Here is a 22,781-nt window from a genome sequence, read left to right as displayed (position 1 = left end):
TGCCGTCGACCATTGCGCGACAGACACACAGGCATTGGCGCATCTGCGCTACAGTTGCACCTTTATCAACGGCCAAGGACGCCCTATGCCGCTCGCCCCCGCCATCCCGGTACTGCGTATTTTCTCGGTCGAAAAAGCCAAAGAGTTCTACCTCGACTTCCTCGGCTTCAGCCTGGACTGGGAACACCGCTTCAGCCCGGACCTGCCCCTGTACGCGCAAATCCACCGCGACGGGTTGATCCTGCACCTAAGCGAACACCACGGCGATGCCACCCCGGGTTCGACCGTGTTCGCCCGCCTCGACGACCTGCGCGCCCTCGAGCGCGAACTTCAGGCCAAACGCTACGGCTACGCCCGCCCCGAAGCCGAACGCCTGGACTGGGGCCTGCAGATGCAGGTCCATGACCCGTTTGGCAACCGCCTGCGCTTCTGCCAGCAAATCGATGATGAGGCCTCGCAATGAAGGCCATGGGCAAGCGCGAAATGGCCCGCGTGGAGCGTGAGCTGGTGGTTTGCCTGACGGACGCCTGCGAAACGGCCAAGGCAGAGATTGTCGGGTTCACCTGGCTTACCCATCACCTTGACCCCGACAGTTTTCCGGCCAGCCTGCGCATTACCTGGGTATTCGAGCGCGAGGCAGACAAGGCTGCAGCGCTGGCTGGGGTGGCCAAAGCGCGGATGCTGGCGTTGACCTGTCAGGCGCTTGATGAAGTGGGGATACGGCTGGACCACCCGGCCTGGCATGTGCGGTTTGACAGTGAAGAGGCTTGTAGTCGGAGCCACGGCGGGGATTGGGGTAAGCGGTTGCGGGGGCGCTGAGATAGAAGTAGTGGCCTGGGTGTATGGCGGAGGGTCTTCGGCGCTCTCGAGATCGAGCCCCGCCTGCGCGGGGCTTCGCAGCACAAGGCTGCTCCTACAGTCTGTTTCGGGCCAGTATCGAGGCGGGCGTCAATGCCTCAGGAATAATTGGCCCGAAACTGACTGTAGGAGCAGCCTTGTGCTGCGAAGCGCCGCGCGGGCGGCGCTCGGCCTCATAGCCGCCGCAAAACCCCAGACATACGCCCTCCCCCTACCCAATCGCACGCTGTTTCGTGACTGGCCGTTCCCGATCCGCGACGGATGTATTATCGTGGCGTGGTGCGCATATAACAGCAGCCCGAGCGATCGGGCATCTGCAAGACAATCGAGGGTGTCATGAGTAACGAGAGCATTAACTGGGACAAGCTGGGTTTCGACTACATCAAGACCGATAAACGCTACCTGTCCGTATGGCGCAATGGCGAGTGGGACAAGGGCACCCTGACCGAAGACAACGTACTGCACATCAGCGAAGGCTCCACTGCCCTGCACTACGGCCAACAGTGCTTCGAGGGCCTGAAGGCCTACCGGTGCAAGGACGGCTCGATCAACCTGTTCCGCCCGGACCAGAACGCCGCACGCATGCAGCGCAGCTGCGCCCGCCTGCTGATGCCACACGTGCCGACCGATGTGTTCATCGAGGCGTGCAAGCAAGTGGTCAAGGCCAACGAGCGTTTCGTGCCGCCCCATGGCAAAGGCGCCCTGTACCTGCGCCCGTTCGTGATCGGCACCGGTGACAACATCGGCGTGCGCACCGCCCCCGAGTTCATCTTCTCGGTCTTCGCTATCCCGGTTGGCTCGTACTTCAAAGGCGGCATGAAGCCGCACAACTTCCAGATCTCCAGCTTCGACCGTGCCGCCCCACAAGGTACCGGCGCGGCCAAGGTCGGTGGCAACTATGCCGCCAGCCTGCAGCCGGGCGCTGAAGCCAAGAAAAACAACTTCGCCGACGCCATCTACCTCGATCCGCTGACTCACACCAAGATCGAGGAAGTCGGTTCGGCCAACTTCTTCGGCATCACCGCCAACAACGAGTTCGTAACTCCGAAATCGGCCTCCGTGCTGCCAGGCATCACCCGCCTGTCGCTGATGGAACTGGCGCAATCGCGCCTGGGCCTGAAAGTGATCGAAGGCGATGTAGAGATCAACCACCTCGACCGTTTCATCGAAGCAGGCGCTTGCGGTACCGCTGCGGTAATCACCCCGATCGGTGGCATCGAGTACAACGGCAAGCTGCACGTCTTCCATGACCTGGAAAAAGTCGGCCCGGTAACCCAGAAGCTCTACAACGAGCTGACCGGCATCCAGAGCGGTGACGTCGAAGCACCAGCAGGCTGGATCGTCAAGGTCGCCTGAGGCGCTTTGCAAGCCTGACAAAGGGGCATGCCAGATGATGGCATGCCCTTTTTTTTGGCTGCTGGGTCGGGCCCGAACCGCCAGATGAATTTTTCTTAAATCGCCGTTTGTCTATTCTTTGGCACAATCAAGCCTCTATTCGCCGCCCAGGAACCAGCATGCCACGCGTACTGACCATCGAAGACGACGCCGTCACCGGCCAGGAAATCGTCGCCGAACTCTCCAGCCACGGCCTGGACGTGGATTGGGCCGACAATGGCCGGGAAGGCCTGGCCAAGGCGATTGCCGGTGGCTACGACCTGATTACCCTGGACCGTATGCTGCCCGAAGTCGATGGCCTGACCATCGTCACGACCTTGCGCAACCTGAAAATCGCCACGCCGATCCTGATGATCAGCGCCCTGTCCGACGTTGACGAACGCGTGCGTGGCCTGCGTGCCGGGGGGGATGACTACTTGACCAAGCCGTTCGCCTCGGACGAAATGGCCGCCCGTGTCGAGGTGCTGCTGCGCCGCAACAGCGTGCCGATGACCCAGACCCGCCTGCAAGTCGCCGACCTGCAACTGGACCTGATCAGCCACGAAGCACGCCGCGGCGAGCACACCCTAAATCTGCTGCCGACCGAGTACAAACTGCTCGAATACCTGATGCGCCACAGCGGCCAGGTGATCACGCGGATGATGATCTTCGAAGAAGTCTGGGGCTATCACTTCGACCCGGGCACCAACCTCATCGACGTCCACATCGGCCGCTTGCGCAAGAAGATCGACTCGCCCGGCCAATCGCCGCTGATCCGTACGGTACGGGGCTCCGGCTATGCCATTGCTGAACCCGTCTAAGGGCTGGAGCTCGTCAACCAGCCGCTTGCTGGCGCTGTACAGCTTTCTGTTCGTGGCCTGGAGCAGCATCCTGATGGGGGTGCTGTACTTCGAGGTCTCCAGCTACCTGAACAAACTGACTCGCCATTCCATGCTGCAGCGCCAGCACCTGTTCGCACACATGAGCGGCAAGCAACTGGACGACGCCTTGATTGCCAGCCAGGCCTTCGAAGAGCGCAGCTTCGATGCCTACGGCCTGTTCGATGCCCAGCTCAACCCGCTTGGCGGCCGCCTGCGCACGCTGCCTTCAGAGCTAGGCTTGGACGGCAAGGTGCATGAGCTCAAACGCTGCCTGGACGCCGATGACCCGCACATGCCACGCGACAGCTGCGACGCCGTGGCCATCAAAGTGCAGGATGGCCGTTGGCTGGTGCTGGTACGGGACAATGGCTCGTTGTTTGTGGTCACGCGGATCATCCTGCATGCCCTGCTCTGGGGTATTTCCCTGACCTTGATCCCCGGGTTTGCCGGCTGGTACCTGCTGCGCCGCAGGCCGCTCAAGCGCATTCGCGCGATTCAGGCCCAGGCCGAGTTGATCGTCGCCGGCGACCTCACCCACCGGCTGCCGCTTTCAGCCCGTCGCGACGAGCTGGACATGCTTGCCGCCATCGTCAATGCCATGCTCGACCGCATCGAGCGGTTGATGCACGAGGTCAAGGGGGTGTGCGACAACATTGCCCACGACCTGCGCACGCCGCTGACCCGCCTGCGCGCGCAGCTGTACCGAATCCGCCAGCAGAGTGCCGCAGATTCGGCGCAAGCCGAGGCGCTGGACCAGGCGATTGGCGAAACCGATACCTTGATGGCGCGCTTTCGCGGCTTGTTACGCATCAGTGAACTGGAGGACCGTCAGCGGCGTGCAGGTTTTGTACAACTCGACCCGCATGGTCTGCTGGTAGAGCTGCACGACTTCTACCTGCCGCTGGCGGAAGATGGCGGTATTCGCCTGGAGCTTGAGCAGCCCGCGCAGCTACCGGCGCTGCACGGTGACCGCGAACTGCTGTTCGAGGCATTGGCCAACCTAGTGGGCAACGCTATCAAGTTCACCCCAGAGGGTGGCCGCGTGCGCGTGTTGGCGACGCAGGACGACCAAGGCCTGCACATCGCCATCGAGGACAGCGGCCCGGGGATTCCCGAAGAGGAACGTACGGCGGTACTCAAGCGGTTTTATCGCAGCGAGGAAGGTCACCGCCACCCAGGCTTCGGGCTGGGCCTGTCGATCGTTGCCGCGATCGTCGACCTTCATGGGTTTGGGCTGGAGGTAGGCGCCAGCGAACTGGGCGGCGCCAGGCTGGTACTGCATTGCCCATTGACGGGGGCATCGAAGTAACGGCTGGGCGCCTCGCCCAGCAAGCGCTTGAACACGGTCGCAAAGGCGCTCGGGCTGCTGTAGCCAAGCGCCAGCGCGACGCGGGTGACTGGCTCCCCTTTGCCAAGCCGAACCACGGCGTCCAGCAAGCATGCCTGCTGGCGCCATTCAATGAAGCTGATCCCGGTGTACACGCGAAACTGGCGCGTGAACGTGCGCCGGCTCATGCAGGCCCAGTCCGCCATGCCATCGATGCCTGTTTGCAGCGAGGGCGCTGCCAGAAACGCTCGGCATGCCCGCGCAAGGCGCGGCTCCTCGGGGATCGGCGCATTCAGCGACAGCGCCGGCATGTCGGCAATCTCATGCAGCAGCAAGCCCATCAAGCAGGCATCACGCCCCTGCAAGGGGTATTGCGCAGGCACTTCGATCGCCTTTTCAAGCAGCTGCTGCACCAAAGGGGAAACCGCAAACACCTGGCAATGCCCAGGCAACCCAACCCGCTCGGCGGCCTGCGGGCAAATATAGGCATTGAGCATGGTTACCGGGCCGCGCATCTGCATGGCATGGGCCACTTCTGCAGGCACCCAGATGGCCCGTAAGGGCGGCACGGCCCAATTACCTGATTCGGTTGCAACCGTGATCACGCCGCAAGCGGCAAAGGCAAACTGGCCTCGACCATGGCGATGCATCGGGAACAGTTCGCCATCCGCAAAGGCCTTTCTCGTCACCACCACATCACAAGGCGTGTCGTCGTACAGCGTATCTTCAACGTAGGTCATGGCCTGATTTTAATTGGATTCGACCTTGAATTGAAAGCGGGCCAAACCGTTACCGCGGCATAGTGACTGAAGCGTCAAGGCGCACTGCCGCGACCTCAGAAGATTGCCAAACCATGCACAGAAAACACCTGACCCTTGCCGTCCTGGTCACAGCCCTATGGGGCCTTAACTTCCCGATCACCAAACTGGGCTTGGCCCACGTCGACCCACTGCTGCTCACCGGCTTACGCTTCGCGCTGTGCGCATTGCCGTGGGTGTTTTTCGTCAAGCGCCCCAAGGTTGCCGTCCGCTGGTTAGGTGCCTATGGCCTGATCTTCGGCGTAGCCATGTGGGCACTGATCAATCTCGGCATCGCCATGGGTGTGCCACCAGGCAGCGCCTCGCTACTGATCCAGTTCAGTGCATTCTTTACCCTGGCGTGGGGCTGCTTGCTGTTTCGCGAGCCCCTGAGCGGCCCGCAACTGCTCGGCATCGTGCTAGCGGCGACCGGCTTGGTTGGCATCCTCGCAGCAAGCCCGGGCAAAACCACGACAACAGGGTTGCTGCTGGTCTTGATCAGTGCCCTGGCCTGGAGCATCGGCAACGTCATCATCAAGCTGTCAAAAGTGAAGGAGATCTTTGCCTTCGTGGTATGGGCCAGCCTATTTGCGCCAATACCCTTGCTGTCGCTCACGTGGTGGCTGCATGGCGCAACCCCGTTCGTGGCACTGGCAGCGCAGACGAATGCCATCGTGGTCTTTTCCCTGGTCTTCCAGGTGTATGCCGCGACGCACTTCTGCTATTGGGGATGGAATTACCTGTTGCGCGAATACCCGGTGTCCACGGTAGCGCCGCTGTCGCTGCTGATTCCGGTATTCGGCATCGTCAGCTCAGCCTTGATCGTGGATGAGGTGCCTAGCGGTTGGGAGTGGTTGTGTATTGCCCTGATCTTGTCAGCGCTGGCGGTCGGCATGAAAAAAGGGCGAGCGGTGCTGGGGAGAAAACCGCTGCCTGTTGTTTAGTGTCGCGAAAGGGCTGCGTGGCAGCCCCTCGCGCCACTGATCAGTCGGCCAAGCGCCAGGTAGTCCCGCCCTTGCCGTCTTCCAGCACCACGCCCATGGCGGTCAGCTGGTCACGGACACGGTCGGATTCCGCCCAGTTCTTGTCTGCACGCGCCTGCAGGCGCGCCTGGATCAACGCTTCCACTTCAGCCGCATCGACCTTGCCTTCTGCGCCTGCACGCAAGAAGTCGTCGGCCTCCAGCTGCAGCACACCCAGCACATCACCCAGCTCACGCAGGCGGCCAGCAAGGCCCGCTGCCGCGTCGAGATCGCTGTCGCGCAGGCGATTGATCTCGCGCACCAGGTCAAACAGCACGGCGCAGGCTTCGGGGGTGCCGAAGTCGTCGTTCATCGCCATGCTGAAGCGCTCGACAAACGCCTCGCCCCCCTTGGCCGCCACCCGTGGCAAGCCGCGCAGGGCGTGGTAGAAGCGCTCCAGCGCGCCTTTGGCATCGCGCAGGCTGTCTTCGGAGTAGTTGATGGCACTGCGGTAGTGGCTGGCCACCAGCAGGTAGCGCACTACCTCCGGGTGGTACTTCTCGAGCACGTCACGGATGGTGAAGAAGTTGTTCAACGACTTGGACATCTTCTCGCCGTTGATACGGATCATGCCGCAGTGCATCCAGGCATTGGCGTACTGCTTGCCGGTGGCCGCTTCGCTCTGGGCGATCTCGTTCTCGTGGTGCGGGAACTCCAGGTCGCTGCCGCCACCGTGAATGTCGAAGCTCTCGCCCAGGCAGCAGGTGGACATCACCGAGCACTCGATGTGCCAGCCCGGACGGCCCGGGCCCCACGGCGATTCCCAGCTCGGCTCGCCCGGCTTGACGCCCTTCCACAGCACGAAGTCCAGCGGGTCTTGCTTGGCCTCGTCGACCTCGATGCGGGCACCGATGCGCAGGTCTTCGATCTTCTTGCGCGACAGTTTGCCGTAGCCGACGAACTTGCCTACCCGGTAGTACACGTCGCCGTTACCCGGCGCGTAGGCGTAGCCCTTGTCGATCAGCGTCTGGATCATGGCGTGCATGCCCGCGATATGATCGGTGGCACGTGGTTCCTGGTCCGGCGGCAGGATGTTGAGGCGGCGCTCGTCTTCGTGCATCGCGTCGATCATGCGGGCGGTCAGCGCGTCGAAGGTCTCGCCGTTCTCGTTGGCCCGGTTGATGATCTTGTCGTCGATGTCGGTGATGTTGCGCACATAGGTCAGCTCGTAGCCGCTCTTGCGCAGCCAACGGGTGACCAGGTCGAAGGCCACCATGCTGCGGCCGTGGCCAAGGTGGCAGTAGTCGTACACGGTCATGCCGCACACGTACATGCGCACCTTGTTGCCATCCAGCGGCTTGAAGGCTTCCTTGGTTTTGCTCAGCGTGTTGTAGATGTTAAGCACGACGGTTCCTTAGCTGCCCCAGGAGTCACGCAGGGTGACGGTGCGGTTGAACACCGGGCGACCCGGCTGGCTGTCCTTGAGGTCGGCGCAGAAGTAGCCTTCGCGCTCGAACTGGAAGCGGTCTTCAGGCTGCGCCTGGCCCAGCGACGGTTCGGCGCGGCAGCCGGTCAGCACTTGCAGTGAATCTGGGTTGATGTTGTCCAGGAAGCTGCCGCCGTCCTCGGTCTTTTCCGGGTTTGGCGAGCGGAACAGGCGGTCGTACAGGCGCACTTCACACTCGACGCTGCCTGCGGCCGGCACCCAGTGGATCACACCCTTGACCTTGCGGCCTTCCGGGTTTTTGCCCAGGGTGTCCGGGTCGTACGAGCAACGCAGTTCGACGATGTTGCCGTCGGCATCCTTGATGGCTTCATCAGCGCGGATCACGTAGCTGCCACGCAGGCGCACCTCACCGGCCGGCTCCAGGCGCTTGTAGCCCTTTGGCGGTTCTTCCATGAAGTCGTCGCGGTCGATGTACAGCTCGCGGGCGAACGGCAGTACACGTACCCCCATGTCTTCCTTCGGATGGCGCGGCAGTTCGAGCTGCTCGACCTGGCCTTCCGGGTAGTTGGTGATGACCACTTTCAGCGGGCGCAGTACGCACATGGCACGTGGCGCGGTGCGGTCGAGGTCGTCACGGATGCTGAATTCAAGCATCGACATGTCGACCACGCCGTCGGAACGGTTGGTACCGATCATCTCGCAGAAATTGCGGATCGACGCCGGCGTGTAACCGCGGCGGCGGAAGCCGGACAGGGTCGACATGCGCGGGTCATCCCAAGCGTCGACATGTTTCTCGTCGACCAGCTGCTTGAGCTTGCGCTTGGAGGTGATGGTGTAGTTCAGGTTCAGGCGGCTGAACTCGTACTGACGTGGGTGCGCCGGCACCGGCAGGTTGTCGAGGAACCAGTCGTACAGCGGACGGTGGCCTTCGAACTCCAGGGTGCAGATCGAGTGGGTAATGCCCTCGATGGCGTCCGACTGGCCGTGGGTGAAGTCGTAGTTCGGGTAGATGCACCACTTGTCACCGGTCTGGTGGTGGTGGGCATGACGGATGCGGTAAAGAATCGGGTCGCGCAGGTTCATGTTCGGCGACGCCATGTCGATCTTGGCCCGCAGCACGCGCTCGCCGTCCTTGAACTCGCCGGCCTTCATGCGTGCGAACAGGTCGAGGTTTTCTTCGACGCTGCGCTCGCGGAACGGGCTGTTCTTGCCAGGCTCCTTGAGGTTGCCGCGGTATTCCTTGGCCTGATCAGGGGTCAGGTCGCAGACATAGGCCTTGCCACGCTTGATCAGCTCGACCGCCCAATCGTGCAACTGGTCGAAGTAGTTGGAGGCATAGCGCACGTCGCCGGCCCAGTCGAAGCCCAGCCACTTGACGTCGCTTTGGATGGCGTCGATGTATTCCTGGTCTTCCTTGGCCGGGTTGGTATCGTCGAATCGCAGGTGGCAGACGCCACCAAATTCCTTGGCCAGGCCAAAGTTTACGCAGATCGACTTGGCGTGACCAATGTGCAGGTAACCGTTGGGCTCCGGCGGGAAGCGGGTGACGATGCTGCTGTGCTTGCCCGAGTCCAGGTCGGCCTGGATGATCGGCCGCAGGAAGTTCGCAGGGACAGCGGGGGCGCCTTTGGCAGCGGCGTTGGGCGCGTTGTCGGCAGTGGGCTTGCTCATAGGATCCTTGAATGCACGTGTCCGGCCTGGGTAGGCCGATTGAATCAAAGGGCCTATCATAGCCGAAGCAGTCAAGCTGCTGACAGCCGGGCTCGGACAAACTGGCGTGATTTATCACGGCTTTTTGCCGCAGGCTGGCAAAATGGCCTGTGCGCGCCATTGTGTCGCGATCGCCTGATACTGCGTCAGGTGATAACCCGCGCACTGCGCACCCTAATTCCTTAATGCCTTGAAAGAGCGAATTTCAGCATGTCCAAAGTTAAACTGACCACCAACCACGGCGACATCGTCCTGCAACTGAACGCCGAAAAAGCCCCGCTGACCGTTGCCAACTTCCTGGCATACGTTGAAGCCGGTCACTACTCGAACACCGTGTTCCACCGTGTGATCAAGGGCTTCATGATCCAGGGCGGCGGTTTCGAGCCAGGCATGAACGAAAAGCGTGACAAGCGTGCCAGCATCCAGAACGAAGCCGACAACGGCCTGAAGAACGACAAGTACACCATCGCCATGGCCCGCACCATGGAGCCGCACTCGGCCTCGGCGCAGTTCTTCATCAACGCCTCCAACAACGACTTCCTCAACCACAGCGGCAAGAACGTGCAGGGTTGGGGCTACGCGGTATTCGGCGAAGTGATCGAAGGCCGTGAAATCGTCGACGCCATCGAAAAAGTCGCCACCGGTTCGAAAGCGGGCCACCAGGACGTACCGAAAGAAGACGTGATCATCGAGAAAGCCGAGATCATTGGGTGATACTGCTGATCTCCGATCTGCACCTGCAAGAAGAACGCCCGGATATCACCCGGGCGTTTCTTGATCTGCTCGATGGCCGTGCGCGGCATGCCAAAGCGCTGTACATCCTGGGCGACTTCTTCGAAGCGTGGATCGGCGACGATGCCATGACGCCGTTCCAGCAGTCGATCTGCCAGGCCATGCGCCAGTTGAGCGACAGCGGTACGGCGGTCTACCTGATGCACGGCAACCGTGATTTCCTGATCGGTCAGGCCTTTTGCGATGCCGCAGGCTGCACCTTGCTGGCCGACCCGAGCGTTGTCGAACTGGGCGGTGAGCAGGTGCTGCTGATGCATGGTGACACGCTGTGCACGCGGGACGTGGCCTACATGAAGCTGCGTCGTTACCTGCGCAACCCGTTGAGCCTTTGGATTCTGCGGCACCTGCCGCTGTCCACGCGGCACAAGCTGGCGCGCAAGCTACGCAGTGAAAGCCGCACGCAAACGCGCATGAAGGCCACGGAAATCGTCGACGTCACGCCAGAGGAAGTGCCCAAGGTGATGGCGGCGCACGGTGTCAGGACACTGGTTCACGGTCACACCCACCGGCCGGCGATTCACAAGCTGGTGGTGGACGGGCAACCGGCACGGCGCATTGTGCTGGGGGACTGGGACCGCCGGGGCTGGACCCTGCAGGTCGATGAACAGGGCTTTCAGTTAACGCCGTTCGAGTTTTCCTGACTACCCGGAAATCTGGGGCCGCTTTGCAGCCCATCGCAGGCAAGCCAGCTCCTACAGGTATGTGCGAATCCCTGGGAATACGCTGTACCTGTAGGAGCTGGCTTGCCTGCGATGGGCTGCGAAGCAGCCCCAGATTCACTTATCTATCCCCTTCGCTGATCACTGTCTCGCGATACTCAGGATCTGCCTTTATCTGCGCCTCGGTAAACGGAATCACTGCCAACTGCTTGGCCGAGAACGCCTTGGTCTGGTCATGCGCATGCGCCGAGCCCGCCTCGCTTGACTGTGAAAACGCCAGCAGCCCGCGCGCCTGCGGCCCTTGTTCGGTAAAGCTGACCAGTTGCAGGTAGCTGGTACCACTGACCACCATGCGCTTGCCCGGCCCATGCGGCACACTGTGGATCGCGTTGTACACCCCAAGCCCCTGCGGCCCGCCAGGCACCGGCGTACCATCGATAGCCTGCTGCACCTGCCCCCAACGGCTGTCGCCCCCTACCCCGCTTTTGGCCACATGTTGCTGGGACGCCAGCGCCGCCTGGTGCAGTAGCTTGCGCACTGCCGCCTGCTCGACCGCCAGGCCGCGCGGCGTATGCTGCGGGTCGGCCGGGTTGAACGCTACCCGCCAGCTTTCAGGGTGAGCCACCAGGGCCTCAAGCATGTTTTCGAAATGCACCAGGCCAACGCCGCTGTCCAGGTCTGCCTTGCCATTCCAGGCGACCAGGCTGGCACAGACAGGCTGCACATCTGCCTCGGCATCCTTGCACCACGCCAGCAGGTCCGGCAGCAGCAGGCTCGCGAGGTAGACTTCATCATCCATCACCATGCGCTGCAGGTCGTCTACACCCAGCTTGGCCGTGCCTTGCAGGCGCTGCAGGGCAAAACGCCCACGCATGCCGAGCGGCTGGTCATCGCGGCTGACCAGCGGCGAAAACCCGGTCAACGGCTGAGCCGGGTTGGCCATCCAGGCAGGGTCGTTGGAGTTCTGCACGAAGTCCTTGCGCTCGAGGCTCGGCAGCAATCGTGCGGGGAAGATGCCGGGCTGCGCCGCCCGCGCGTCGACCTTCCACTGGCACGCACTGCGCGAACCATCGAGCACCACCATGCGCCCTTGCGCCTTGGGGTTGCCGCACTCACTCAGCAGTTGCTGGTCGACGTACGGCACCACCGACTGGTTCAGGTACAGCGCCCCGCCCCCCTCATCGACAGCAAGCGTGTTAACCCAGGGAATGCCCTGCAACTGCTGCACCGAACCCTTCAACGCGTCCAAGCTGTCGGCGCGGTTGATGCGGTACCACTGCTGCAGCACCCGCGTGTTGCCCAGGTTGGCGTCGCGCAGGCTGTAGGCCGCGTGCGCGTCCCAATCCAGGCGCCCAGGCCATTGCACCACTGGCCCGAATTCCGAGCTGTAGACCTGGCGTTCTACCTGGCTCAAGGTGCCATCCTCGGCCTTGACCGTAACGCTGACAGCCTGCCGCATCAACGGCAGTGACTTGCCATCGAGCATGTAGCGGGTCGGGTCCTTCGGGTCGAGCTGAAGGCGATAAAGGGTGAAATGGTTTGACGTGTCGACCGTATGCGTCCACGCCAGATGCCGGTTGAAACCGATGTTCACCACAGGCAAGCCCGGTAGTGCCGCCCCCATCACATCCAGCTGGCCCGGTATGGTCAGTTGCATCTGGTAGAAGCGCATGCCGCCCATCCAGGGAAAGTGCGGATTAGCCAGCAGCAGGCCACGGCCATTGGCCGAGCGCTGCGAACCGACGGCCACCGCGTTGCTGCCGCGCTCCGAGGCAAAACGCTCCTGCCGGGCCAACGCCGTGGCAAAGCCTGTGGCCTCGCGCTGGCTGGTCAATGAGGGGGGCTGTGCCCCTGCCAACGCTTCGGCGAATTGTCCTACGCCCCCCTCAGCCAACAGGCGACGGGTCAACTTGATCAAGTCTTCGCTGGTGATCGGCCGCACCCAGTCACCCTGCCCGCACTCTGCCGGCAGGCCTTGGCTGCGGCGCTCGGCGAGGGCACGGTTGAAGCCGCGTGCATAGCCATCGAGCAGGTCACGCACCGGTGCCGGTTGTGCCTGCAGAAATGCCCCCACAGCGCTCGGCGTATTGAGCCAGGTGAAGAACAGGTCGCTGGCAAGGTTGTCCCGTTGCTCGACGGTCTTGGCCTTGGCACCGAAGTGCCGCGATCGCTCGCCGCTGACCGTCAGCACTTCGTTAGCCAACAGGCACAGGTTGTCCTGTGCGTAGGCATAGCCGATGCCATACCCAAGGCCGCGCTCATCCTTGGCCACGATGTGCGGCACTCCGTAGCTGGTACGCCGGATCTGCGCACTGGCATCCATGCTGGCGGGCTGCGCCAGCGCGGCAGTGCTGAAGGCGACCAACGCAGCCGCCAGGCCTGCGCTGGTCATGGGACGAGAAATTGAGAACACGGGCACACCTCGGATCCAGGGGTCATCCCGATCAGACGAATGGCTGAATGAAAATTTTACGTATTACAAGGCGATAGAACGTCTTGAACAGGAAAGGCATATTTTTTTTCGAGCGGGCTGCAGATTTTCCGTTCTCATTCGTCCTAGTAAGTGAGGCAACCACATTTCGGGTTAGTCCACGAAAAGGAGCATTCACATGTACAACCCGCAACCCTCAATGCAGGCTGCACGCGTACCCGGCAAAGCGCCCAAGGGACAGGACGTTTTCGCCGAAGAACGTGTCGGTAACGAACAGATTCGCGAACTTTTACGCACCTTTGGCTTGCGCACCAGCCTGATCCGCTTGAAGGTGATCGATGCGCTGCATGCGGCCGACCGTAATGGCCGCAGCATTGGCGTGCGTGGCGTGCACGCGCAACTGGAACAACTGGACATTCCGCTGTCGTTCCTGAGCGTGCGTGAAGTGCTCAAGCGGCTGTGCGCTGAAGGCGTCATCAATCTGGGCAGCGACAAATGCTACAGCCTCAACCCCCAGGCCCGCGCCGTGCTGGATCAAGCGTCCCCGCGCTGAGCGTACGGCCGGCCACGCCTGGCCGGCCCGCACAGGTCAGGGCTTGACCTTGCGCCGCAGAATGCCGTTGATGACTACCACGACCACCGCAATGGCGATCGCCAGCAACTGGAAGGTCTGCTCACTGATCGTGCCCTGCTTTTGCAGGTGGGACAGGCCAACCATGAGGCCCAGTACTACCAGGATGATCAGAAGTGAATATTTGAGGCGCTGCACGTGTGTCATTGAAAGTTCCTTGCAACATCAGGGGCAAAAGGCTCGCAACGAGCCGCGGCAATGATACAACGCCCACCCGCACTGGCGCTGCATTTCCTGCTTAGTGTGGTGCCACTCGCCTGAAAGCATGGGCCCTCATCGCCCGTGCCGGAGGCACTATGTACAAATCCCTGCTGTTCGCATCCCTTACTGTGACGCCCTTACCTCTTTACGCGCTGGACACGCGCCAGACACCCCCCGAACAGTTGCTCAAGCTAGGCAGTGAACTGGCGACCAACGCCGGGTCCAGTCAATGGCAGCAACTCTGGTACAGCGTTCGCGAAGCGGGTTACCTGCAGGCTCATGCCTCCCAGGTGCACTTCACCGTGCCGGCAACCCTGTTACCGGAGTTGGCCCGACAAACACTGGCACAGGCCGACCAGGTGCACGCAGTGAAGCAGACCCGGGCACTTTATCGCCGAAATTTTCCCGATCGCATTGTAGGAAAACGCGCCGAGCATGCGTTCAACGCGCTGTGCCTGCTGGTCGACTGGCGCGCCCTGCCCCAAGGCATGAGCACGACCCCCAAGGCATACCTGAGAAGCGCAAGCCTGTTGAGCCTCTATCCGTGCGACTGAGGGTCACTGACCCAGCAGGTAAGCCATGGCGTGTCACAGCGGGAATTCACCGGCTGCAGCGAATAGTTGAAGGCATGTCCTACAAGAAGGGAAATCACTGCCTGCAAACACTGTTCAACGAGGCTACAAACCCAAGCCTATATGGCGCCTAGCGACGCACCTTGGCTCTACCTGAGAATTCGGTCACACCTTCGACACAACGCCGCAGGTGATCGCTTACCGCATCTACACCGAACGAAGGAGCGTCTTATGGAGTTACCAGACCTTACCCGGATAGACATCAGCCAGTTACCCCACTCACTGCAAGCGCTGATCGACTGCATCGGTATCGACAATGCATTCCAGCTCACCTGCGCCTATGGCGGCAGACCCAAATACATCCCCAAGCACCGCGAGCGCACCAAGCTCGCCGATGTGCTCCCGGCCGACGCGCTCGATGCGCTGATCAAGCGCTTCGCTGGCGTGGCCCTGGAAATCCCCAAGGCCGACCACTTCATGCGCCAGTTGCGCAACCTGCAGATCCAACAGGAAAGCGCCGAGGGCTTGTCACGCAGCCTGCTGGCCGACAAGTACGGCCTGAGCCTGCGGCAGATCGGCAATATCCGCCGACAGGACCCCCTATGTTCACTAGGCGATAACCCTAATGGTCGCCACTGACGGCTACGTTTGCAGCACCCATTAAAAAGAGAATCCAGCTATGTCCCTAGACAACAGCCTCATCGGATCCGTCATCAATGCCTTGCCGATGGACCGCATGATCGCAGGCCCCCTGCAAGCCATGGTTCAGGCACAAGTTACCGCAAGCAAGTCCTACGCCGACTTCCTGATGCAAGTGTGCGTTCAGGAAGGCAAGGCGGTCGCCATCCAATTCGACTACGACGAAACCATCGTCGATGAACAGGGTGAGTACCAAGGCGTCGTCAGCAAAACCATGAAAGTGCCGCTGGTAGCGGCGATCACCCACCCGAACATCGCCATTGAGGAAGGTAATGTCGAGTTCGAACTGACCATCAACCAGATGTCGGAAGACGTGGCCGACAGAAACCTGGCCGCAACGGCAACCGGGTCGCTGGGTTGGGGGCCATTCAAGCTCAACGTCAAGGGCAGCATCAGCCACAAGTCCACGCAAACCCGCAAGACCGACACCCGCGCCCGCTACGCTTTCAGCACGACCCTGAAGCGCCAAGACCCGCCTGAAGCGGTGATGAGGGTTATCGATTTCCTGACCGAGGCTGCCACCAAACCCACTGTCGTCAAGTCCGCAAAGCTGAATAGCCCGGACATGATCTCGCAAGCCGACACGCTCAACGGCCTCGCGAACGGCAGCAAAGCAACGCCTGGGGCACCTGCTGCTAACTAACGTTGGTAACGATCGCCCCCTTGCAACAGGGGGCACCCCCCCCTGGACCCAGGAGCCGAACGTTTGGACAAGTCCCCCGCCCCCATGACATCCATCGACCTGCGTGAGATCACACGCGGCCTGCAAGAAGCCGCCAGCGCCACCAACAGCCTGATAGCTCAACAGTACATCAATCTGTTCGATCAATTCTTCGACTGCGACACCGAAGCTCTGGGTGCGCCCATGAAGGCCAAGATGGTCGAAATCGCCATGGATGAGCAGCACATCATGCGTGTGCCCTTGTTTGCGCTAGTGTCGCCCAAGGGCCTGGCACTTGAGCGCATGCAGGTTGACCTGTCGGTCCGCGTCAAGGGCACCGAGGCGCAGCAAGCGCTGCAGGCGGCCAGCGAGACGAACGCCGCCAGTTTCAAGGTGACCATTGGTGGCCAGGGCCGTCAGGGTGACAGTCGCGACCCTGACGAGGTGCAGATCCGCATGCAGTTCCAGGCCAGTGAGCCGCCTGAAGCGCTTAACCGGCTGATCGAGGAATACACCAGCCTGATCACACCGGTGCGCATAGCCAAACCCACACCCTCGCCTACTCCCGATACCAATGAATTCGTCGAAGCTGCCACGGTCCGCTGACCGCGGCGGTCAGAAGTCCCGTTTGTAGAAGATGTCCAGCGAGCTTGCCAAGCCGCTGGCAGCCTCCAGGTACACCATCCGGCTCAACTTGTAGCGCAACGCGATGGTGTTGGCAGGCTCGAACACCCCTACCCCGTAACGCAAGCTCAGCTTCTCGGTCAGGTTGCCGCTGGCGACCACACTGGTGGTATTGCCTGAGCCTTCGGTATCCAACTGGAAATCATCGATACCCAGGCTCGATGCCAGGCTGCCGGTAATGCCGGCACTGCCTGCCAAGCCCAAGCCCAACGCGGCCTCGGCGAGCATGTTGTTGTCCTCACCCGACGTGCCCAAAGGGCGACCCAGCACCAGGTACGACAGCGCCTGTTCCTGGCTCATGGCAGGTTCGGAGAACACCTGCGTGGTGGGCTGCTCGGCACTGCCGCTCAAGCGAATACCGGCAATCACATCATCGACTTTGCGAATCGCTTCGATGTCCAGGTACGGCTGGTCGAGCGGGCCGGCAAACAGCAAGCGCGCCCGGCGTATGGTCAGGCGCTGCCCGTAGGCGCGGTAACGACCATCGGCCAGGCTCAGTTCACCGCGGGTATCGAGGTTGTCGCCGATATGCACGTGGCCCAACAGGTTGGCCGTGAGGCCAAAGCCTTTGAACGACAGCTTTTCGCGCCCGACATCGACATCGATGTCCATGGCCATCGCCATGGGCGGCTTGCCCTCCTCGGTCTGATGGCCAACGATAACGGTGTCATCAGACACCTTCACCGTCGAGGGCGGCAGCTCGCGTACCGTGATCTTGCCTTTTGGCACCTGCACCTTGCCGGTTATCGCCATCTTGTCGTCGACCAGGCGCAGGTTCAGGTCCGGGGCGACTTCCAGCGTCGCATAGGGCTCGACCGTCACCGGCAATTGTTGCCCCTGCAAACGCAGGTCCATGCCTAAGGCCTGGCCCCAGGTCAGGTTACCGGACAGTTGGCCGCGCCCCGCTTCACCACTGCGCCAACCGCCGTTGAGCTGGACCTGTTCACCCGCGATCGTAGCCTGCAGCGACAGGTCTTGGAGGCTCACCGGCAGTTCGGCACCACTGACCTCGCCCTGGCTCAGTACGAGGTTGCCGTTGACCTGCGGTGCCAGCAGCGTACCCGACAAATTTCCGCTGCCATTCAACTGCCCGGCCAGGCGTTCGACCATGGGCACGAACGGTCGGGCGACGGACAGGTCCAGGCCCGCCAGGCGGAAATCGCCGGACAATGGCTTGTTCTTGCCCAACGGGTCGAGGCGGGCATTCAGGCTCAGTTCGCCCAGGCGCTCACCCCGGAAATTCAAGCGGGTGTCGATGCGGCGAGGTGCCAGGGTGCTGTCCAGGCGCAGCGCCTGATAAGGGAAATCGATCCAGCGCCCCTTGTCGCGCACGCGCAAGGTGCCGCCACTGGCGTCGACAACAATGTTGCCTTTCGGGCCGCTGGCCGGGATATCCAGGTTGACGTCGGCATTCAGCAGGCCCTGCCAGGCAAAGTCCTTTGGCAGCCACTGGGCCAGGCTGTCCAGCGGGAACTGTTTAAGGTGGTAGCGCAAGCGCGGCTCAGGCGCCAGGCGCTGGTCATCACCACACAGGCTGGCCTGGCCGGAACGCCAGCAATGGGCGCCAAAATCCAGCTGGCCGCTGGCCAATCGCTGCAGGCGTGCCGGCGCCTGCAACTGCCAATCCTGGCCTCCGGCCTGGATTCGGCCACTGGCAAGGCGACCACGCCAATCGCCTTTGCTCAACTGGCCGTCCAGGCCCAGGTCCAGCTTGAGCTGCGGGCCGTCGAGCGCCAGGGTCAGGGCTTGCTGGCGAATGTCGCCTTTGCCATTGGCCTGCAAGGTGCCCAGTGCCGTGTCACCGAGGTGAATGCCGCCGGCTTTGAGGTCGATCACACCACGTTGGGCGCTGTCCAGGCGTGCGTCCAGGTCCAGGCGCTGAATACGGTTTTCGGCCTGCGCCAACTGTTGGCCCTGCAAAGTGAGCGTACCTTGGGGTGCCGTTAAGGTCCCGGCGACGTCCAGCCGGCCCTTGACCTGCCCTTGCAGCCTGGGCCATAGCTGCCCCAAACGCGGCAAGTCGAGATCCACGCGCCCGGCCAGCCGCTGTTGCAGGCTGCCACTGCCATTGATGCGGTTGTCACCCAGCTGGATAGCCAGGGCTCCGAGCGTCCAGCTTTCCCCTGCCCCTTGGGCTTCGACCTTGAGCACTGCCGGCTGCCCGCGCAGGCGGCCTTTAAGGTCGAGCTGGGCATCGAGCTTGAGTGCATCCCCCTTCATTTCACCTTTGCTGCGCAGCGGCCCGGCCAGGGTGCCGGGCAGTTCGGCAAGCCAATACGCGGGGTCGAGCGCCGAGAGCTGCAGGTCGACATCCCACGCCAGCGTATCGGCGAAGCGCACCGCGACGCTGCCTTCGGCCTTGCCTTGCCCAGCGCTGAGCGCCAGCTGCTGCAGTTTCACCTGGCTCAAATCACCTTCGAACGGGCTGGCCAGGGAAAACGCCCCCGCCGGGCCGTCGAGATCACCCTTGAAGGTGCCTTGATAGTTGCCATCGCGGTAGTGGACCTGGGCATTGAATTGCTTGAGCGTGACGTCAGGCGGCGTCTCCAGCGGGTACAGGCGCAACCACGGGAAGTCCAGCCAATCGAGCTGGGCATCGGCTGTCAGGCCCTGTTGCCAGTCGGCACTGGCCTGCAGCTTCAGCCGCTGGTTATCGCTGGCGTTGAGGTCCAGGGCATCGACCTTGGCCCCTTTGCTATCCACCCGCCCGGACAGGACCAAGGCAATCGGTGACTGCTCAGCCGGCAAACTGGCCGAGCCCGACAATTTATAGCCCTTGAGCAAATCACCTTTGGCATTGAGCTCAAGCTGATTGAACTGCAGGGTGTCCGGCAGCGACCCGGTTGGTTTGAAAGCGTCGGAACGGATCTGCAGCGTTGCCGGCAGGTGCTCGGCCAACGCTTGTAGCTCACCGTTCAGCCGTGCATCGAGGTAACCCGAGCTGGTGCCTTCGAGAGTGAGGGTTTTCTGCAGCTCGCCTTGCGCGGTCAACGCCAGTTGCCAGCTTTTACCCTCTACCGAAGGCAGCTGAACTTGCCCTTGCAGCTGCAGCGGCCAATCGCCCTCAGGTTGCAGGTCGCCTTGCAGGTCCAGGCGCAGGTCATCGCGCTGCAGATGCAGGCGGTCGATGCGCATGCCCGTTTGGGTCCAGTGGGCGGCCAGTTGCACATCACCCAGCAGGTCGCTGCCGTCGAGTCGCAGTTGGCCGATCTTGACCTCGCCCAGCTCGATGGCGACCGGCAAGCGCAGGGCCGGGAGTTGCAGCGGGCCGCTTTCAGCCGGTGCATCGCTGGGTGCAAACGCCATGTCGATGCGCTGCGCCTGCAGTTGATCGATACACAAGGTGGCACGCAGCAGGCACCCGGGCGACCATGTCAACAGCGGGGCCTGCACCTCGACCCGATTACCGCCCTCCACCCAGCTCAGCTGGCTGGCTTGCCAACTGCCCGCCAGGCGCCCTTGGAAGTCAGCGACCTGCAACCCCGGCACCCTGGCCAGTGCCCAGCGGCTGCCGCTTTCGGTCCCCACCAGCACGCCCAGCGCCAGGCCCACGGCCACTACCCCGCCGAGCACGCCCAGCAGTACGAATTTGAACACACGTGTCACAGCTCAGGCCCCATAGAGAAGTGCAGGCGAATACCGCCCTCGTCATCGAGGGCCTTGGCCAGGTCCAGGCGCAATGGCCCGACCGGTGAAACCCAACGCACACCAATGCCCACCCCGGTCTTGAGGCTTGGCAGCTCGAAGGTGTTGAACGAGTTGCCCTGATCGACAAAGGTTGCCACGCGCCACTTTTCAGTCAGTGAGTACTGGTACTCGACGCTGCCAGCCACCAGGTAGCGGCCACCGATGCGGTCGCCGTCGCTGTTTTTCGGCGACAAGGTCTGGTAGTCATAGCCGCGCACACTCTGGTCGCCACCGGCGAAGAAGCGCAGCGATGGCGGGATGTTGTTCTTGTAGCCGTTGGTGGCGCTGCCGCCAAATTGCACTCGGCCGAGGAAGCGATGGTTATGGCCAAGCGTGGTCAGGCCCTTGAGCAGCACGTTGCCGTGCAGCAGGTTGGTGTCGGAGACCAGGCCTTCCTTCGCCACCTGGGTATCGAACTGCAGGCGGTAGCCATTGTGCGGGTCAATGCGGTTGTCGCTGCGCAGGTACGAGAAGCTGACGCCCGGCATCAGCAAGTTGCTCAGCCCCGAGTCATCGCCCAGGCGGTACTCTTCACGCTGGTACTTGAGCGAGATGACCCGCTGCCAACCACTGGGCAACTTGCTGTGCCATTCTGGCCCGACGGTGAGCAGCTTGCTGAGGGTGTCGGTACCGGCGAGTTCCTCGTTCTGGTAACCACCGGCAAAGCGCAGTTTGTCGGTCAGCGGCGGGTCGAGCGGCACGTCATACCACAGGCCGACGTTCTGCCGAGGTGCCGACAGTTCGGTTTCCCAGCCGTAGCTGTGGCCCTGAGGGTTGACCCAGTGTCGCGTCCAGTTGGCCTTGCCACGGGGGCCGACGTCAGTCGAGAAGCCCAGGCCCAGGCCCATGGTGCGTGGTTTTCGGGTTTCCAGGCGGACCTCCACCGGGATGTCCTCGCCCACGGCGGCAGTCGGCGCGGCGTCTACCCGCACACCTTCGAAGTAACCACTCGATTGCAGGTCGTTGTTGAGTTCGGCAATCAGCTCGGAGTCATAGGGCGTGCCTGGCTTGAACGAAACCATGCGCTGCAGCAGGTCTTCATCCAGCGGTGTGTCACCGCCAAACTTGACCGCGCCCAGGCGATAGCGAGGGCCGCTTTGGTAGACCAGTTCGATGTCGGCCACGCCGGCCTGGGGGTCGACCGCCAGGCGTTGGCGGCTGAAGCGGCCGGCGAAGAAGCCATAGCGTGAAGCCTGGTTCTGGATCAGCCGTTTGGCATCTTCGTAAAGCCCATGGTTTAGCTGCTCCCCAGCGCGCAGTGCCTTGCTGTCGGGCACTCGAAACGCCTTCATCTCACTGGCAGGCCCTTCGATGCGCACCGTCACGTTGCGCAGGCGCACAGGCTCGCCGGGGGCGATCTGGATTATCAATTGCGGGGCTTGGTCGGCTTTGGCGGGAGGCTTGACCTCGGTATCGATCTGGGCTTGATAGTAGCCAAGTGCCTGCGCGGCTTTGCGCGCCTGCTCCTGAGCCCCGCGACTGAAGCGCAGCAGCGCTTCTTCGTCGCGGTCACCCAAGTTGCCGATATAGCCTTCGACATTGGCCTTGAGCGCTTTGTTGGCTGGTTTTACCTTCACCAGCAACTCGCTCTGGCCCCATGCTGCGAAACTGGCGACCCAGAAAACCAGGCCCCAGGTTAATCTTCCTGAATACGTCATGCGGGGCATGCTACCAGAGCCGGGCGCTCAAGGGAGCCGTCTGGCGGCTTGTCAGGCAAAAGCGGAAGTTGAAGACACGGGGTTGGGATGGAAGAACACCCTTTCTCGGATCGGCCCTACGGCAACCTCGCCAATTTCTTCATAGCCCTGACGCTGGTAGAACGCCAGGTAGTGCTCATTGCCGGTGTCCAGCACCACGCCCTGGGTGCTGGGGTCTTCCGCGCACCAGTCATGCACAGCTTGTAACAATTGCTCACCGTACTGGCGCCCCTGAAATTGCGGGTGCACGCCCAGTAGCGGCAAGACGTGTACTTGGTCTGTAGGCAAGCAACTGGCCAATGCCGCCTGGTAGTCCATGTAGCGTCGCGTGCAGCGCAGGCCGGTACCCAGCATCATGCGCAAACGCCAGGCCCAGCTGTCGGCCACCCCCAGCCTGCGCAGCGGCGGCACGATCAGGGCCAGGGCAATCAAGCGGTCATCCAGCAACAGGCCAATGGCCGGCAGTTGCAGGTAAAAGTGCTGGCGTACCCATTCACGCACCATCACGCGCAGGCGGCGCTCATAGCCTGGGCGCTGCGCCTCGAAAATGTAAGCAAAGGTAGGTTCATGGCGGTAGGCGTTGTACAGCAGCGAACGCGCCTCACGGCTGTAGCCGTCGTCGAGTTGGCAGATACGCGCCGGCGTGGCAGTGGTTTCGGGCATTGCGGGCAGTCCTCCTGGAATGGGCTTGCAATGCCTTGGAGTGTGCTC

General features: G+C 62.2%; 21 protein-coding genes. 13 read left to right on the top strand and 8 right to left on the bottom strand.

Annotation, left to right across the window (positions count from 1 at the left end; genetic code table 11):
• Window positions 1-85: 85 nt before the first annotated feature.
• From AB7M33_RS22210 to AB7M33_RS22190, 5 genes are all read left to right on the top strand, one after another.
• A complete protein-coding gene (locus AB7M33_RS22210; protein ID WP_454243630.1) occupies window positions 86-463 on the top strand; it encodes a glyoxalase superfamily protein in 378 nt (125 codons plus the stop codon).
• Window positions 460-819: a hypothetical protein gene (locus AB7M33_RS22205; protein WP_027594824.1), complete on the top strand. Its 360-nt coding sequence runs from the start codon at window positions 460-462 to the stop codon at window positions 817-819. The genes AB7M33_RS22210 and AB7M33_RS22205 overlap by 4 nt, the downstream gene beginning before the upstream one ends.
• Window positions 820-1,194: 375 nt before the next feature.
• Window positions 1,195-2,214, top strand: a complete 1,020-nt coding sequence (locus AB7M33_RS22200) for a branched-chain amino acid aminotransferase (protein WP_454243629.1) — start codon at window positions 1,195-1,197, stop codon at window positions 2,212-2,214.
• 158 nt (window positions 2,215-2,372) lie between these two features.
• Complete coding sequence (locus tag AB7M33_RS22195) at window positions 2,373-3,053, top strand: response regulator transcription factor (RefSeq protein ID WP_027594822.1); 681 nt, start codon at window positions 2,373-2,375, stop codon at window positions 3,051-3,053.
• Window positions 3,031-4,422, top strand: a complete 1,392-nt coding sequence (locus AB7M33_RS22190) for a sensor histidine kinase (RefSeq protein ID WP_454243628.1) — start codon at window positions 3,031-3,033, stop codon at window positions 4,420-4,422. Before AB7M33_RS22195 ends, AB7M33_RS22190 begins: the two co-directional genes overlap by 23 nt.
• Here the strand turns inward: AB7M33_RS22190 and AB7M33_RS22185 are convergent.
• Window positions 4,335-5,180: an AraC family transcriptional regulator gene (locus tag AB7M33_RS22185; RefSeq protein ID WP_265968146.1), complete on the bottom strand. Its 846-nt coding sequence runs from the start codon at window positions 5,178-5,180 to the stop codon at window positions 4,335-4,337. The genes AB7M33_RS22190 and AB7M33_RS22185 overlap by 88 nt on opposite strands.
• Before the next feature lie 113 nt (window positions 5,181-5,293).
• Between AB7M33_RS22185 and AB7M33_RS22180 the strand changes: the two genes are divergently transcribed.
• Window positions 5,294-6,181, top strand: coding sequence for an EamA family transporter (locus AB7M33_RS22180; RefSeq protein ID WP_454243627.1), 888 nt, complete (start codon window positions 5,294-5,296; stop codon window positions 6,179-6,181).
• A 40-nt stretch (window positions 6,182-6,221) separates the two neighbouring features.
• Here AB7M33_RS22180 and cysS read toward each other — a convergent pair whose 3' ends face one another.
• A complete protein-coding gene (gene cysS / locus AB7M33_RS22175; RefSeq protein WP_085273481.1) occupies window positions 6,222-7,604 on the bottom strand; it encodes a cysteine--tRNA ligase in 1,383 nt (460 codons plus the stop codon).
• A 9-nt stretch (window positions 7,605-7,613) separates the two neighbouring features.
• On the bottom strand, window positions 7,614-9,317 hold the full coding sequence (locus AB7M33_RS22170; protein ID WP_027594817.1) for a glutamine--tRNA ligase/YqeY domain fusion protein: 1,704 nt from the start codon (window positions 9,315-9,317) through the stop codon (window positions 7,614-7,616).
• Between the two features lie 249 nt (window positions 9,318-9,566).
• On the opposite strand from AB7M33_RS22170, the gene AB7M33_RS22165 reads away from it, so the two are divergent.
• Together AB7M33_RS22165 and AB7M33_RS22160 are read left to right on the top strand one after the other, a co-directional pair.
• Window positions 9,567-10,070: a peptidylprolyl isomerase gene (locus AB7M33_RS22165; protein ID WP_027594816.1), complete on the top strand. Its 504-nt coding sequence runs from the start codon at window positions 9,567-9,569 to the stop codon at window positions 10,068-10,070.
• Window positions 10,067-10,789: a UDP-2,3-diacylglucosamine diphosphatase gene (locus tag AB7M33_RS22160; protein ID WP_099429509.1), complete on the top strand. Its 723-nt coding sequence runs from the start codon at window positions 10,067-10,069 to the stop codon at window positions 10,787-10,789. Before AB7M33_RS22165 ends, AB7M33_RS22160 begins: the two co-directional genes overlap by 4 nt.
• A gap of 139 nt (window positions 10,790-10,928) precedes the next feature.
• Here AB7M33_RS22160 and pvdQ read toward each other — a convergent pair whose 3' ends face one another.
• Window positions 10,929-13,220 carry a bifunctional acylase PvdQ gene (gene pvdQ, locus AB7M33_RS22155; RefSeq protein WP_454243626.1) on the bottom strand — a complete coding sequence of 764 codons (2,292 nt, stop codon included), beginning with the start codon at window positions 13,218-13,220 and terminating at the stop codon, window positions 10,929-10,931.
• Between the two features lie 196 nt (window positions 13,221-13,416).
• On the opposite strand from pvdQ, the gene AB7M33_RS22150 reads away from it, so the two are divergent.
• Complete coding sequence (locus AB7M33_RS22150; protein ID WP_085273484.1) at window positions 13,417-13,791, top strand: fe2+ zn2+ uptake regulation protein; 375 nt, start codon at window positions 13,417-13,419, stop codon at window positions 13,789-13,791.
• 36 nt (window positions 13,792-13,827) lie between these two features.
• On the opposite strand, the gene AB7M33_RS22145 is transcribed toward AB7M33_RS22150, so the two are convergent.
• Complete coding sequence (locus AB7M33_RS22145; RefSeq protein ID WP_027594812.1) at window positions 13,828-14,016, bottom strand: hypothetical protein; 189 nt, start codon at window positions 14,014-14,016, stop codon at window positions 13,828-13,830.
• 149 nt (window positions 14,017-14,165) lie between these two features.
• On the opposite strand from AB7M33_RS22145, the gene AB7M33_RS22140 reads away from it, so the two are divergent.
• From AB7M33_RS22140 to AB7M33_RS22125, 4 genes are all read left to right on the top strand, one after another.
• Window positions 14,166-14,624, top strand: a complete 459-nt coding sequence (locus AB7M33_RS22140; RefSeq protein ID WP_454243625.1) for a hypothetical protein — start codon at window positions 14,166-14,168, stop codon at window positions 14,622-14,624.
• Window positions 14,625-14,873: 249 nt separating this feature from the next.
• Window positions 14,874-15,281, top strand: a complete 408-nt coding sequence (locus AB7M33_RS22135) for a Mor transcription activator family protein (RefSeq protein ID WP_099429511.1) — start codon at window positions 14,874-14,876, stop codon at window positions 15,279-15,281.
• Between the two features lie 40 nt (window positions 15,282-15,321).
• Complete coding sequence (locus AB7M33_RS22130) at window positions 15,322-15,984, top strand: DUF2589 domain-containing protein (RefSeq protein ID WP_265968141.1); 663 nt, start codon at window positions 15,322-15,324, stop codon at window positions 15,982-15,984.
• A 63-nt stretch (window positions 15,985-16,047) separates the two neighbouring features.
• On the top strand, window positions 16,048-16,608 hold the full coding sequence (locus AB7M33_RS22125; RefSeq protein WP_265968140.1) for a DUF2589 domain-containing protein: 561 nt from the start codon (window positions 16,048-16,050) through the stop codon (window positions 16,606-16,608).
• A gap of 9 nt (window positions 16,609-16,617) precedes the next feature.
• On the opposite strand, the gene AB7M33_RS22120 is transcribed toward AB7M33_RS22125, so the two are convergent.
• Genes AB7M33_RS22120 through AB7M33_RS22110 form a run of 3 tightly spaced genes read right to left on the bottom strand, consistent with a single transcriptional unit; the run spans window position 16,618 to window position 22,733 of the window.
• The gene (locus AB7M33_RS22120) at window positions 16,618-20,292 is read right to left on the bottom strand and encodes a translocation/assembly module TamB domain-containing protein (protein WP_454243624.1); all 3,675 of its coding nucleotides are present in this window, start codon (window positions 20,290-20,292) and stop codon (window positions 16,618-16,620) included.
• Window positions 20,289-22,031 carry an autotransporter assembly complex protein TamA gene (locus AB7M33_RS22115; protein ID WP_027594807.1) on the bottom strand — a complete coding sequence of 581 codons (1,743 nt, stop codon included), beginning with the start codon at window positions 22,029-22,031 and terminating at the stop codon, window positions 20,289-20,291. Before AB7M33_RS22115 ends, AB7M33_RS22120 begins: the two co-directional genes overlap by 4 nt.
• 51 nt (window positions 22,032-22,082) lie before the next feature.
• Complete coding sequence (locus AB7M33_RS22110) at window positions 22,083-22,733, bottom strand: GNAT family N-acetyltransferase (protein WP_027594806.1); 651 nt, start codon at window positions 22,731-22,733, stop codon at window positions 22,083-22,085.
• Window positions 22,734-22,781 lie beyond the last annotated feature (48 nt).

The organism is Pseudomonas sp. Y3 TE3536 (assembly GCF_053629175.1).
The sequence above is the reverse complement of the archived record's forward strand: the minus strand, read 5'-3'. Positions and strand labels throughout refer to the sequence as shown.

Bases quoted from the DNA above. Each gene is read 5' to 3' on its own strand.
- AB7M33_RS22210 (WP_454243630.1), top strand. From the start codon at position 86: ATGCCGCTCGCCCCCGCCATCCCGGTACTGCGTATTTTCTCGGTCGAA.
- AB7M33_RS22205 (WP_027594824.1), top strand. From the start codon at position 460: ATGAAGGCCATGGGCAAGCGCGAAATGGCCCGCGTGGAGCGTGAGCTG.
- AB7M33_RS22200 (WP_454243629.1), top strand. From the start codon at position 1,195: ATGAGTAACGAGAGCATTAACTGGGACAAGCTGGGTTTCGACTACATC.
- AB7M33_RS22195 (WP_027594822.1), top strand. From the start codon at position 2,373: ATGCCACGCGTACTGACCATCGAAGACGACGCCGTCACCGGCCAGGAA.
- AB7M33_RS22190 (WP_454243628.1), top strand. From the start codon at position 3,031: ATGCCATTGCTGAACCCGTCTAAGGGCTGGAGCTCGTCAACCAGCCGC.
- AB7M33_RS22185 (WP_265968146.1), bottom strand. From the start codon at position 5,180: ATGACCTACGTTGAAGATACGCTGTACGACGACACGCCTTGTGATGTG.
- AB7M33_RS22180 (WP_454243627.1), top strand. From the start codon at position 5,294: ATGCACAGAAAACACCTGACCCTTGCCGTCCTGGTCACAGCCCTATGG.
- AB7M33_RS22170 (WP_027594817.1), bottom strand. From the start codon at position 9,317: ATGAGCAAGCCCACTGCCGACAACGCGCCCAACGCCGCTGCCAAAGGC.
- AB7M33_RS22165 (WP_027594816.1), top strand. From the start codon at position 9,567: ATGTCCAAAGTTAAACTGACCACCAACCACGGCGACATCGTCCTGCAA.
- AB7M33_RS22150 (WP_085273484.1), top strand. From the start codon at position 13,417: ATGTACAACCCGCAACCCTCAATGCAGGCTGCACGCGTACCCGGCAAA.
- AB7M33_RS22145 (WP_027594812.1), bottom strand. From the start codon at position 14,016: ATGACACACGTGCAGCGCCTCAAATATTCACTTCTGATCATCCTGGTA.
- AB7M33_RS22140 (WP_454243625.1), top strand. From the start codon at position 14,166: ATGTACAAATCCCTGCTGTTCGCATCCCTTACTGTGACGCCCTTACCT.
- AB7M33_RS22135 (WP_099429511.1), top strand. From the start codon at position 14,874: ATGGAGTTACCAGACCTTACCCGGATAGACATCAGCCAGTTACCCCAC.
- AB7M33_RS22130 (WP_265968141.1), top strand. From the start codon at position 15,322: ATGTCCCTAGACAACAGCCTCATCGGATCCGTCATCAATGCCTTGCCG.
- AB7M33_RS22115 (WP_027594807.1), bottom strand. From the start codon at position 22,031: ATGACGTATTCAGGAAGATTAACCTGGGGCCTGGTTTTCTGGGTCGCC.
- AB7M33_RS22110 (WP_027594806.1), bottom strand. From the start codon at position 22,733: ATGCCCGAAACCACTGCCACGCCGGCGCGTATCTGCCAACTCGACGAC.